Raw genomic sequence first — 12608 nt, 5'->3', positions numbered from 1 at the left:
GATGGCCTTTTCCGGATTAAGTCTTCAAAAAATTTCCCAGTTAGTCAGCCCCAAGGATCTTGCGACCCTGGAGCAAATGCCTGTTGCTGAAAATGCATTCCGCATTCTTAAAAAATTGTCTTTGGACAGCCACAACATCCAAAAGAAGGAAGACGGCGGATTAGACATCCAGTTCGTTTACGCAGAAGAATCCACTTTGCGCAAATCCTATGTGCAGGTCGAAGAAGACGCTGATGGCGGGGATCTGACCTTCCACTGCGCCCAGTGTGCTGAAAGCCGCAAGGACAAAGAAGACATCTGCGTTCATGAGTGGGCCTCATTGATTCTGATTTGGTGGGCACTGTCGGTGGATCGTGGATTCCTGCGTAATCACAGCTTCCAGGTCAGTAATTTCTGCGAGGACTTCTGGGATCTGACGGAAACCAAAAAAGCCCGCCGCGGTGAGGGTGATGGCAAAGGCCTGCCTGAAAACTTAAAGCTTGAATCCATCAGTCTGGTTTCTGAAACGCTTTCGTTGGACGACGATCGCGCGTTGGAAGAATACCTGCCAGAATGGAACAAGGTCTATGAGCTGGGCCGTGTTGCCGAAGGGGACGAATCCGGCACCGGGGCGGTGTGGGGACTGCCTCAGGCTTTCCGCGGGTCTTTGCAAAAAGAAACCGTTTACTGGGCTGATGTGCGCCATCAGGATCAGTTGGCTGGGCTTCTTCGTTATAATTTCAATGACGGCGTTCAAATCAGCAGCCGGGATATTCTTCGTCATGCTTATCGATCCGTGGTTCCGCGCGATCTGTTGCCGGGCCCCGCACGCAAGGAAACTTTTGAGGTTCTTTGGCCACTTCTTCCCAGTGACCCGCATCGCTTCTTCAGCCGGGACCTTTTGGATATTGAAGCCGTCATGCAAGAGCTTCTTTCCCGTATCACCCGCCGGGTGAACAAAGGGGATCTGAAGTTTTATTTGCAGGATCAAAAAGATCTTGGAAAAGCCTTCCAGGTTGGCAACATCAGTGTTGAGGCCGAAGACGCCTTTGAATGGAAAGTTGAATTCAGTGGCTCTGAGGAAGTTAAAACCTCAGCCTTGCTGTCGGCGCAAAAAGATCAGCAGAAATACATCTTCTTTGATAACTTCGCGGTGGACTTCACAACCGGAGCGGTTGTTGCTTTTGCATGGAAAAAAGAAAGCGAAGCTTTAGATCAGTTTTATTCCCGCCAGTTGAAGGCAGACCGTCCCAGAGCCTTTTCGCACCTGCATGTTGAAGGCAAGGGTGAAACCGCGGCCTTTATGAAATTCTTGCGCGGACGTTCGCTTCCGGTGCGCGTTCAGGGTGGCAGCCATGACATGGGCGCTATTGCCAGTGTCCTGAACCTGCATCATCAGGATGATGCAGGCTTTGTCCCGGAAAAGGTTTTCACTCTCAACGAAAAAGAAACCGTCAGTAAAAAGGGCTTCAGCACTCCGGTGGTGCTGATCATGCGCACGTTGCAAGAGGGGCTGGGCTTTTTACTTCAAACCGAAGTTAAATCCCTGGCCTCGAGCAGTTTTAAAAAGCGCGAATGGGATTTGAAGATTCTAAAACACCTCGGAGTCTTGCAGTATCTGACTTTGGAGGCTTTGACTTATCACTTTGAAGGTCAGCTGACTGATGGCACGACCTGCGACCCGGCGAATATCTTCCCGGCGTTGCATAATCGCGTGCACAGCTTGCTTGTGACCGGAGACGGCACAAGTCTGACCAAGACTCAGCCGTTGGATGAACTGTGCTCTAAAGGGGTTTTGGGCATTTTTTCTGACTATGTCGCCAAAGTTCTGAAATCTGTTGGCGAGCGTGAGGCCATTTACAGTTCCAAAGGGGAATACCTGTTCTCGGGCTCGGTTGAACGGGAATTCCGTGTTCTTTATGAAATTCTGAAATACATGGCATTGTCCACCCAAGGCAGCGCCTTTAAACGCGCCCGCACCGGCTTTTTAACCAAGGCCTGGGATGGAAAGATCGAAGAAGATCCCATGCTGGAGCAAGGTCATTTCTTTATGCCTTCCTGGGGTAAAGAAGACGTCACGCCGACGCAGTCCTTGGGGTTGCTGCAACCACTAGTGGATCATGGCATTCGCCTGTATGTGCGTGGACAGCTGCTGCAAGAACTTGGTCAGAATGAATTCGTTGTCGACTTCCAGATTGTCAGCAAACTTGATGAAGGGATGCTGAACTGGTTTGAGCTGAATCCTCGTTTCTTCCTGCAGGGGAAAGAAATTGATGCCACTCAGCTGAAAAGCATGGGCAGTGGCGGGGTGGTTGAATACGATGGAAAGTTCTTCCTGGTGCCGCGCAAAGAAATTCCGTCTTTGCGTCGTTTGGAAGGATTCTGGCAAAAGCTTCAGGCCGGTAAAAAAGATTCATCCAAAAAAGCCTGGACCGATAAATACTATCAGCTGCCGAAACACCAGGCGCTTGAACTGCTGGCTTTGCGCGCGTCGGGCTATGCCTTCCGTGGGGACGATGAATGGAAGCGCATCTGTGCCTTCTATGATGGTTTGGGATCGCGCACAGATCTGGTCAAGCTGCCGGGTTCGGTGAAAGCGGAACTTAAGACTTATCAGCACGAAGGTGTGCAGTGGTTGCTGGATCTGTTCACTCTGCGTATGGGTGCACTGCTGGCCGACGACATGGGTCTGGGTAAAACTCTGCAAGCGCTGTCATTCCTGGATCTGCTTCGCACGCGCGAACAGCTGGGCCAGGTGCTGGTCGTGGTGCCTTCAAGTTTGGTGTACAACTGGGAAAGCGAAGTCGCGAAATTCACCCCGGAACTGCCGTTTGAGATCTTTACCAGTAAGGACCATGACCGCCTTGGCAAAAGACTTGAAGCCAAAGAACCATTGGTTGTGGTTACGACCTATGGTCTTTTGATGGAAAATGACGAGTTCCTAAGCCAGTACAATTGGAATGTGCTGATCTTTGATGAAGCTCAAAATCTGAAAAATATCACTGCTAAACGAACCAGTTCGGCGCGTATGCTGAATGCCAGATTCAAAATGTGTCTGACCGGTACTCCGATGGAAAATCACTTTGGTGAATTCTATTCGTTGTTGGATCTGGTGGTGCCGGGATGTCTTGGCAAGTACGATGATTTCCGCCGTCACTTTGTGAACACCGAAGTGGTGTTGCTTGAAGACGTCGAGGATCTAAAGCTTAAAACCAAACCTTTGATCATGCGCCGAACAAAAAAAGAGATTCTGGATCAGCTTCCTGAAAAACAGGAAACCAAAGTCAGTATCGCCTTTGAAGACAAGCAAAAGCAGATCTACCGCGATATTGCGATCGCTTACAATCAGCGCATTCAAGACACCATCCGCGAAGCCGGGGAGTCCCAGTCGCAGTTGCAGATGTTGACCGCTTTACTGCGCCTTCGTCAGGCGTGCTCTGATCCCGGCGCATTGCCAGAGGTGAAGTACGAAAAGACGCCGCCTAAGTTGGAAGCGTTGATGGACTCTTTGCAGGAAATCATTGAATCCGGCGAAAGTGCGCTGGTCTTTACTCAGTTCCTGCAGACGCTGGAACGCACTGAAAAGCTTTTGAAAGCGGTCGGCATCCCGGTCTTTGTGTTGCACGGGGCGATCCCAACGAAGCAGCGCCAGAAGATTCTGAAGGACTTTAACGAAACCAACGGCGGGGCTGTTCTGGTGATGACTCTGAAAACGGGCGGGGTGGGTTTGAATCTGACCAAGGCCAGTTATGTGTTCCATCTGGAGCCATGGTGGAATCCGTCAGTCGAAAATCAGGCCACAGACCGTGCGCACCGTTTGGGGCAGCGTAAGGCCGTTCAGGTCTTCCGCTATATCATGCACGAATCCCTGGAAGAAAAGATGGAGCTTTTGAAGGAACGCAAGAATCGCAAGTTCCAAAGCCTGTTCTCAGAAGCAGAAGCCAGCACGGATCTGACCGGGGCCGGCGGCGCCCTGACCAAAGAGGACTTCGACTTCTTGTTGGGCCTTAAATCCTAAAAGGTTCCTGGTTCTTTTTTGGCCCATGGCGCGTCATGCTGGCGCGCCAACTTTTAAGAGGACTTCCGAACTTGCACAGTCATTTTTAGTCCGGCTTTTCGCAAATAATCGTGAATGGCACATTCGACAGCCAATACTTCGGACAAGCCGCATTTCTTTGCAATCTTTGCGGCAAGATCGATGCTCACATTTTGCCGGCCCTTTTCGATATCGCAGAGGGTGCTTTTAGAGATTTCTAAAAGCATCGCCATTTCTGTTTGAGAAAGGGACTTGGTGGTTCTGGCCGCGCGCAGGAAGCCGCCAAAGGACATCGGGCCTAGTTCTTTTTCTAAAATCTTTGTGAGGCTCTTAGTACTCATGTTTGTTCACCTCAATGACGATGATTTCAATCTCTTTGATCGTTTCCACGTAAATTGCTCTATAAGAACGATTTAGTCGTATGGATCGTTGTCCCTTGCGGTCTCCCTTAAGAGGCTCGTCATGGTAGCCCGGGAGCTTTCTTGTCTGACTCAAACCGATCAGCTCGATGGATTCTGCCCAATAACGTAGGGCTTCTTTAATGTGTGAAGGGATTCTTTTTAACTGCTTCTCTGCGAATCTGGATATTCGAACCTGTGTTCGACTTTCCATAGAACCTTTCAGTACGGTAAATTACCGTATTTTGGTGAAATTGTCAATATGGGGTGTGAGAGCAAGAAGCAGGAGTGAATAAATTGCGCAATACCTGCTTCTGAAGGCGGCCGAGTCCCAGGTTCGGATCAGAAGTGCCAGTTTCTTTTTGGGGTAGAGTGAGTTAGACGCACTGTGGCCCAAAAATGGCAGCAGAACCTTTTTTCTGAGCCATTTTTTGGGTAGTGTCTGCCCATGCTATTTAACTCCTACGCCTTTTTATTCCTGTTCCTGCCGTTCACTTTGCTCGGCTATTACTGGATCACGAAAAAGAACCTACAGCTGTGGTTCTTGTTCCTTTCAAGTGTGTTCTTCTATTGCTATTGGAGCACGGTGTATGTTTTCCTGCTGCTCTTCACAGTGGTTCTGGATTTCTATTTAGCCAAAGCCATTTCAATGACGACCTCACAGGCTCGCCGAAAGACCTTCCTGCTGATTTCGGTGATCGCCAATCTCGGCATTCTTGGATTCTTTAAATACTACAACTTCTTTGCGGACTCTTTGAATGGAGCCCTGCAGGTGACGGGGCTTGCGGGACCGCTGCCGATTTTAAATCTCGTACTGCCCATCGGTATTTCCTTTTACACCTTCCAGTCCCTGTCTTACGTGATCGACGTTTATCGCAAGACCTCCAGTGCGCACGCGCATCTTTTGGAGTTTGCAGGTTACGTGACCTTGTTCCCGCACCAGATTTCAGGTCCACTGGTTCGTCATAACTACATCGTTCCTCAGTTGGAAGATTCAAAGACCTATTTCTTCAATCCCGAGAACTTCTGGAAAGGTTGCTATTTCTTCGTGTTCGGTCTGGCAAAAAAGATGATGATTGCCGACCGTATCGCGGCAGTGGTGGATCCGCTGGTGATGAATATGGCCGGGGCTTCTACGGCTGAGGCGTGGATTGCCATGATCGGCTACACCATGCAGTTGTATTTTGATTTCAGCGGTTATTCCGACATGGCGGTGGGATTGGGATTGATGATGAACATCCAGTTCCCGCAGAACTTCAACTCGCCTTACAAATCTTTGTCCATCACTGAATTCTGGCAGCGCTGGCATATCACGCTGTCTTCGTGGTTGAAAGATTACCTTTATATTTCCCTTGGCGGAAATCGCGCCGGAGTTTTGAAAACTTACCGCAATCTGTTTTTGACCATGGCAATTGGTGGCCTGTGGCACGGGGCGAACTGGACATATCTGGTCTGGGGCTGTTTCCACGGTGGGATCCTGGCGATCGAAAGACTGTTTAAGGATCGTGGCTGGTACACGGTTAAAAACAAGTACGTAAGGTGGACCTTCACTTTCTTCCTGGTCTGTGTGGGCTGGGTGTTCTTCCGTGCACATTCCGTTGAGCAGGCGCTGTTCTGGCTGCAGAAGGTGTTCATGCTTAATGGGGACATCAACTGGGACATCACTTTGATTCCGCTTAAACATAAAGACCGCTTCTTTGCGGCGCTGGGTGTGGGGATCTTGGTGGCCTTCCTTGCCAAAAACACGTGGGAGCGAGAATTCAAACCGAGGCTTTGGCGGGCGGCATTGATGGCGCTGATGTTTGTGGTGTGTTTGGCTTACATGGGTGAGGAATCTCCGTTCCTTTATTTCCAATTCTAGGTGGGACGTATGAAAAGCAATACTTTGAAAATGATTCTTTTCCTTGCGGCTTTCATCATCGGACTTATGGCGCTGTTGGCAGGGTTTAACTTTGCTGTGGATCCGATGTGTTATTATCGCTGTGATTCTATCGATACGAATCGCCAAAGCCAGAACGTCTATTTTCAGGCGGCCCAGATTGTCGGGGCGAATCCTGACGCCGAGATTGTGATCCTGGGGTCTTCCCGTGGGGAAACGACTTCGGCTTTGTGGGTGGAAGAAGTCACAGGGCTTAAGACGATCAATCTTTCGAAGGGAGGCGCTGGCTTGCTTTTGAAAGTGTCCCTGTTACGAACAGCCTTGGATCAAAAGCTGCCTTTAAAGAAAGTCATCTGGATTGCCGACTATTTCGAGCTTGCCGGGGAAGTCACCGATGTGAAAGTTCGCCAGACTCCGGTCTTGCGGGAAAAACTGCTGGCTGATGTCGAAGGTCTTGATGGTATGAAGTACTATCTGGAGCACCTGCAAAGTCTGATCAGTCATAATACTTTAGAAGCGGCAATTCATCAGTTGAATCAGAAAAAAGCTGACGGCATGTTTGCACCCAAAGGCAGTGGCAGTGGTATTGACTATCAAAAGTGTGCAGCCGCGGATTATGCCGGAAAAACCACGGCCGATGTTTTGGCCAAAGAAATCGACGTCAGCTATTCCACTTTCGGTGGCCCGATGAAGGCTCCACTAAATCCCGAATTTGTCGAGTTATTCAAAAAGCAAATCAAAGCCACGGCTGAACAGGGTGTGGAAGTCCTGATCCTGATTCCGCCGTTTCATCCTGAATTTGTTCGCAGACACGCAAAGGACCATCCGGATGCAGTGAAGTCCCATCAAGAGTGGCTAGAGATGATCAAGGGCCTGGAATCCGACAAGGTTCACGTGCAGTCGTACTGGGACGGGGTGCCCGGGGATGATGCCGGGCCGTCGTTCTGGGATGATGGATCTCACGCCACTTGCAAGGCGATGATGTTGATGCTGAAGCCTGCGCTCAGCGAAGCCGGAGCACATTAAGAGAGCAGATTCAAACTACGAATTCTTTAAGCCTTCGCGAATAAATTTAACAATAAGGCTTTGATATTTTGTGTCCTGTATCTTTGCAGTCGTTTTCAGAGCACGCAGCAAGTTTGCAGGAATGCGCAGGCTGATTGCTTCTGTTGGCTCATCTTTGTCGTGGATCATCTTATTGAATGACTCAATAAACTCCACGGCTTCTTCGGGAGAGATTTTATTTCTTTTCATTCAAAACCTCTTTAATTCGCAAGATGTCTATTTGGTCCTGGGGGCGGTTGGATTCCAGCTTCATTTTCAAAAGCTCCTTCAGACTGGCGACGGGAATGCGTCGGCCCGCTACGGATATTTTTACAACATCCAAGTCTTTAAGGTTTTTTGTGATAAGAATATCCACCTGACGACTTGGATCTTTAAAGTCCACAAATGACCATGCAATTAGATTTCGTTCCTCGATGTATTCTTTGCGAAACTGAATGATGTCCTGAGCGCGCACTGGGATGCGCGGTTGTAACCCGAGACTGGCTAGGGCGGTCTCAGCTTTTTGATAGTCTTCTAGTTTTAAATTTAAAACGAAATCCACATCCATGGTAGCGCGTACAATGCCATGCAGTGCAAGGGCATAGCCCCCCACCAGGGTGAAAGGGATCTTTTCGTATTGAAATTTGTCGACCAGTTGATATAGCAGCATCTCTCAATTGTATATACATGTATATACAATTGCAAGATAGCAGTTTCAGAATTGTAAACAAATGAAATCATTAGGAAAAAATGTCTTATCTGAAAGGCTGGGGGCTTTTACTGGAACAAAAGCTCCTGCGACTCTTTGATATAGCTTAAGCCTTCTTCGTGCATTTTTTTGCCATTGGCAGGACATGGGGATTCTTTGGTGAAGCTCATGTCCTCTTTCCACTTAAAGCATCTTTCTTCACCCGGGTTGCGAATGTTAAAGACCACGGCCCATTCATTTTCAAACCACGCGGACTGACCTAAATGAAAAACACTTGCTCCGGGACTGAATGCTTCCGGACGCGCCAAGGATCTGCCCAGGAATGTCGGAGCTTTCACTCCAGTGATATCAGCTAACGTGGCAGCGATGTCGGGTTGTGAGAACGCTCCCGGCAAGAGTTTGTTTGGCAGTACCGAGCTTTCCTTGCCGTCTTTAGTATAGTGTTTCATCAAAAACGGAATCGCGTAGTGATCAAAGATGCTCGATCCCCCGTAAGTGGTGTGATCGGCAACCAAGACCAGCAGCCAGTCTTTTTCCCACTTGCGGCTTTGCAGTAGTTTGTGGAAGTCCTTAAGTTCTGTGTCCGCCCACTGGCGAATGGTTTTGTACTTTTGGCGATCCGCTCGCGCCGGGAACAGGTTGTCGTGGGTGGTGTTGGTGTTGATGCCCACCAGGAATGGTTCGCGCAGGCCCGTCATTTTATCCAGCGCAAATTTATACAAATCAGTGTCGTAAACACCCCAGGCGTTTTGTTCAAGTTTTTCGTAATCTGGAATATCACGCTTTCCGTAAGAACTTTGGAAGCCGGTTTTCAGCACCAGCAACCCTGTGCCGCTCGTGTACTGGTCAGACCCTTGGAAGAAGGCCGAACTATAGCCTTTTTCCGTCAGCAAGCGCGGAAGGCAGATGAAATCTTTGTTTTCAATTTCCGAGTACATGATGCTTTTCCCAAGTGGATTGGGAAGGCTGCACATGCTTGCAAAAATCCCCTCGGTGGTGCGATGGCCCCCGGCCAGGAACAAATCTGTGTGCAGGGACTCGCGGCGGAGTTTGTTGAAGAAAGGCAGAATTTCCACACCATCTTGAATGCGGTCTACTTCTGAACCCCACCAGCTTTCAAGGAAGACAATCACGATGTTGCCGTCAAAGCCTCCGATGGGTGTGTGGATGCCACGCTGGGCTTTCCAAGCGGCAAAGATTTTTTCGGTGTCGATGTCTTTAGGCGAGGCGATGTTTTCCTTGCTGGATTTTTTTTCGCCCACGGCGGCCCAGAAGATTCCATAAGCTCCGTTCAGGGCCAGGAAAGCTCCTTGCGGTCCGCCACCGGCGCGATAGGCCCAAGAAGGATCTTGCGGGATGCCCTCAAAACCACGGAAGCCCATGACGGCCAGAATTGCCGCAAGCAGCATCGCAAACGTGCGCCCAACGGGACCGGACGAGGGTTTATAATTCGGAGAAAGCCACAGATTCAAACTTGCAGCGGCTGCCAATGACACCAGCACCGCCACCCAGTAACGTCCAAACAGGGTCACCATTGAGCCTTCTATGGTGAACATCGAATAGATTTCATAGGAAAGATGACGGCCGGTTTCCTTGGCGTACAGGGAATCGGTCACCACCATCACGATGTAAACCCACAGGAAAAGGAAATTCCATCGTCTTGCCGCTTTCGGTGAAAGGTTGAAAATCAGAATCAGCCAGTAAAGCAGCAAATAAGCCACCGCTCCGATGGCCAAGTCAAAGTGCCAGCCGTGAAGAAAGGCCGGGAAGGTGTTTTTGATGGTGCTGAAATCCATCAAATCCCAGATTTGTAGATAAATGGCCACGATAGCGCGAAACACAGCGCCGATGATGGTGATGCGAAGAAGAAAGCCAATGGAGGAAGACAGGAATCTCATGTTTTTTTCATACTACGGGGATTTGGGGGTGTACATTGATTTCGACAAGCTGTGTCTTTATGGGGTGATGCATTTTGGCGACTTACTGGTACATTTTTTTCAACAGATTCGGTATTTTAGGTTCCTTGGCTGAAAAAGACGGGTGGGTTCTATGGTCTATGATTGCTTTGTTTTTTATGATGAGTTGGATCTTCTGGAGATCCGTCTGAATGTTTTGGACAAGGTTGTCGACAAATTCGTGATCATCGAATCTAAAAAGACCTTCCGTGGTACAGATAAGCCGCTTTTCTATATCGAGAATAAGCAACGTTATGCCCAGTTTGAATCTAAAATCATCCACGTGGTGGTTGAGGACTTCCCGAAAATCAACTGGAGAAAACTGCGTCCCTTCAGCAACTGGGACCGCGAGGACTTTCAAAGAAATGCTCTGGCCAAAGCTTTGGAAAACTGCGCGCCCGATGATGTGATCATTTTCTCGGATGTGGATGAAGTCCCAACGCCGGAAAAGGTGACCGAATATCTTCACAAACCAGGTATCAAGACCTTCTATCAAGAGCTTTACTACTATTACCTGAACAACCTGGCTTACGAGCACACCGAACCCAATGAGATGTACAAGGACTATATCCCTTGGCATGGGACGGTGATGGCCAATTACTCCTACTTCAAAAAGTATGGCTGCAATAACATGCGCACCTATCGCAGTAAAAAAGACAGCGAGCACACCATGGTGATGGACGGGGGATGGCATTTCTCGTTCATGGGTGGGACCGAGATGATTCTGAAGAAAATGCGTGCCTACAGTCATACTGAATACATGACTGAAGAGATGTTTAATCCTTCATGGGTGGAAACTCATGTGAAAGAGGGCAAAGACATCTTCAAGCGCCCGATGAAGTTTAAGCCGGTCGGGACAGAGCGTTTGCCGAAGTACGTGCAAGACAATCAGGCCAAGTATTCCAAGCTGTTGTTGTCCTAGGGTAGGGTCAGGTCGATGCGCTTCAGATTTCCAGAAAAGAAACAAGTGCTATGGGGTTTACTGCTGTTGACGGTGCTAAGCGCCGGTTTGCAGTTGTATGCCTTTAAGTACTTCCTGCTGCCGAAGCTTTTAATGCCGTGGCTGTTGTATTTCTCGGTTCTGGTTTTCTTGCGTCCCTATGCTGCGGCTTTCTTGATCTTCTTTGTCGAAGCGCTGTTTGTGCGGATTCATCTGATGAAGATGTCTTTGACGAATTCGCCGTTTGAGGCTTCAGACATCTTTGCCTGGAAGCAGGCGTTGTTCCTGAAAAGTTATACGGACTATGTGATCCCGGCGATTGTGATTGGGCTTTTGCTTTGTATTTGGAAGGGGATTTCCTTCAAGAAAAAGCAGCTGTTGTTTTTACCGGTGTTTTTCATTGTGGCGATGTCCATTGTGCAGGAACGCCATCCGACGGAATCCCAGGCCAATCCGGTAAGTTCTTTGTTTAAACTTGCGCGCGTGACTTACGTGGACTGGAACTTTGCCACGAACGTTAAGGAAAATGGCATTCTGAACCATATCTTCCTAACGCTGCCAACGGGGCAGATCCCGGCCAAGGGAAAGCTTCCCTACGATGACATCAATGCCGTGATTGACCCGAAAAAGGCCCAAAACGAGCCGGATGTTTTCCTGGTGCTGTGTGAATCTTGTTACACCAGTAGCAACGACAGCTTTGTGACTCCGATTGCGGATTTGGAAAAAGACGGCTTCGCGCATTCCACGGTGATTTCTCCGGTTTACGGGGGGATGACCGCCGAGGCGGAATTTGAAGTGCTGACCGGACTTCCAAGTCGCCGGTACAAGGGGATTGATTTCCAGTATTTCGCGGAAAGATATTCCCAAAAAGCTGTGGCCGTCCCGCGGATTTTCGCGGAAAACGGCTATGATACCTGGTCTGCTCACGCCAATGATGGGTTTTTCTGGAAGCGTGACATTGTTCATCCGAAGTTTGGTTTTGAAAGATCATTTTTTGCTGATTCCATGAGTTGGTCTGATGGCAGCAAGTACCCGGAAGACAAAGTGCTGTTTGATCTGGCATTGACCAAGTACGAAGACAGTCTGAAGGCCGGGAAGAAGACCTTTGCCTTCCTGATCTCGGTATACACCCATGGTCCTTATGCTGATACGGACGGCGACGGCGGCGAGGCCGTTTACAAGGAAAAGCTTGGCAAAACCGTGCGGCAGTTCCTGGATTTCCAGAACGCGGCAGTGGAGCTGGCGCGAAAGAACAACCGCCCGGTGATTTTTGTGATCTTTGGTGATCATAAACCGGCTATGACGATTTCCTTTTATAAACGTCACGAGTTTGATGATGATTATTTCAGTGCCCGGGGTTCACGGAACGAATCTTTCCAGTTTTCGACTTTGAATCGGTCCCAGCAGATCGTGTACGGCAAAGTGCCGATGTACGTGAAGGGGTATGGGTTGAAGGAATCCGGCGTGGCTGAAGCGATTGCTAAAGAGTCCGATCAGCGCCCCATCTTCTGCCTGCCGGGGATCTTGTCTGAACGAATCGGCATTCAGAATGCGTTTTACAACTATCTGGTCGATACCTGCCGCAAAGATCCTGAGGATCTGGTTGATCCGGAGATCTTAAAGAAATACTTTACTGAGGAGATTTACGGGGACCGGTTGTTTGATTAA

10 protein-coding genes are annotated in these 12608 nt (G+C 49.1%); 5 read left to right on the top strand and 5 right to left on the bottom strand.

Annotated elements, in window-relative coordinates:
- Position 1 precedes the first annotated feature (1 nt).
- Positions 2 to 3997 (top strand): DEAD/DEAH box helicase, encoded by a 3996-nt coding sequence (locus AC04MQ_RS10395; protein ID WP_475392053.1) that lies wholly within the window; start codon positions 2 to 4, stop codon positions 3995 to 3997.
- Between the two features lie 53 nt (positions 3998 to 4050).
- On the opposite strand, the gene AC04MQ_RS10390 is transcribed toward AC04MQ_RS10395, so the two are convergent.
- Both AC04MQ_RS10390 and AC04MQ_RS10385 read right to left on the bottom strand, forming a co-directional pair.
- On the bottom strand, positions 4051 to 4356 hold the full coding sequence (locus tag AC04MQ_RS10390; RefSeq protein WP_041577429.1) for a helix-turn-helix domain-containing protein: 306 nt from the start codon (positions 4354 to 4356) through the stop codon (positions 4051 to 4053).
- Positions 4346 to 4627, bottom strand: a complete 282-nt coding sequence (locus AC04MQ_RS10385) for a type II toxin-antitoxin system mRNA interferase toxin, RelE/StbE family (protein ID WP_041577431.1) — start codon at positions 4625 to 4627, stop codon at positions 4346 to 4348. The genes AC04MQ_RS10390 and AC04MQ_RS10385 overlap by 11 nt, the downstream gene beginning before the upstream one ends.
- 234 nt (positions 4628 to 4861) lie before the next feature.
- Between AC04MQ_RS10385 and AC04MQ_RS10380 the strand changes: the two genes are divergently transcribed.
- Positions 4862 to 6274 carry an MBOAT family O-acyltransferase gene (locus AC04MQ_RS10380; RefSeq protein ID WP_015090801.1) on the top strand — a complete coding sequence of 471 codons (1413 nt, stop codon included), beginning with the start codon at positions 4862 to 4864 and terminating at the stop codon, positions 6272 to 6274.
- Positions 6275 to 6283: 9 nt separating this feature from the next.
- The gene (locus AC04MQ_RS10375) at positions 6284 to 7318 is read left to right on the top strand and encodes a hypothetical protein (protein WP_475392052.1); all 1035 of its coding nucleotides are present in this window, start codon (positions 6284 to 6286) and stop codon (positions 7316 to 7318) included.
- Positions 7319 to 7333: 15 nt separating this feature from the next.
- Here AC04MQ_RS10375 and AC04MQ_RS10370 read toward each other — a convergent pair whose 3' ends face one another.
- The 3 genes from AC04MQ_RS10370 to AC04MQ_RS10360 form a co-directional block, all read right to left on the bottom strand.
- Complete coding sequence (locus tag AC04MQ_RS10370; RefSeq protein WP_015090803.1) at positions 7334 to 7546, bottom strand: CopG family antitoxin; 213 nt, start codon at positions 7544 to 7546, stop codon at positions 7334 to 7336.
- Positions 7533 to 8006 carry a nucleotidyl transferase AbiEii/AbiGii toxin family protein gene (locus AC04MQ_RS10365; protein ID WP_015090804.1) on the bottom strand — a complete coding sequence of 158 codons (474 nt, stop codon included), beginning with the start codon at positions 8004 to 8006 and terminating at the stop codon, positions 7533 to 7535. The genes AC04MQ_RS10370 and AC04MQ_RS10365 overlap by 14 nt, the downstream gene beginning before the upstream one ends.
- Positions 8007 to 8113: 107 nt before the next feature.
- Positions 8114 to 9943: an LTA synthase family protein gene (locus tag AC04MQ_RS10360; protein ID WP_475392051.1), complete on the bottom strand. Its 1830-nt coding sequence runs from the start codon at positions 9941 to 9943 to the stop codon at positions 8114 to 8116.
- Between the two features lie 151 nt (positions 9944 to 10094).
- Between AC04MQ_RS10360 and AC04MQ_RS10355 the strand changes: the two genes are divergently transcribed.
- Together AC04MQ_RS10355 and AC04MQ_RS10350 are read left to right on the top strand one after the other, a co-directional pair.
- Positions 10095 to 10922, top strand: a complete 828-nt coding sequence (locus AC04MQ_RS10355; RefSeq protein ID WP_475392360.1) for a glycosyltransferase family 17 protein — start codon at positions 10095 to 10097, stop codon at positions 10920 to 10922.
- Positions 10923 to 10937: 15 nt separating this feature from the next.
- Positions 10938 to 12608, top strand: a complete 1671-nt coding sequence (locus AC04MQ_RS10350; RefSeq protein WP_475392050.1) for an LTA synthase family protein — start codon at positions 10938 to 10940, stop codon at positions 12606 to 12608.

Source organism: Bdellovibrio sp. MYbb2 (assembly GCF_056175685.1).
Note: the sequence above shows the minus strand (reverse complement) of the source record. Positions and strands in the feature narration are given on the sequence as shown.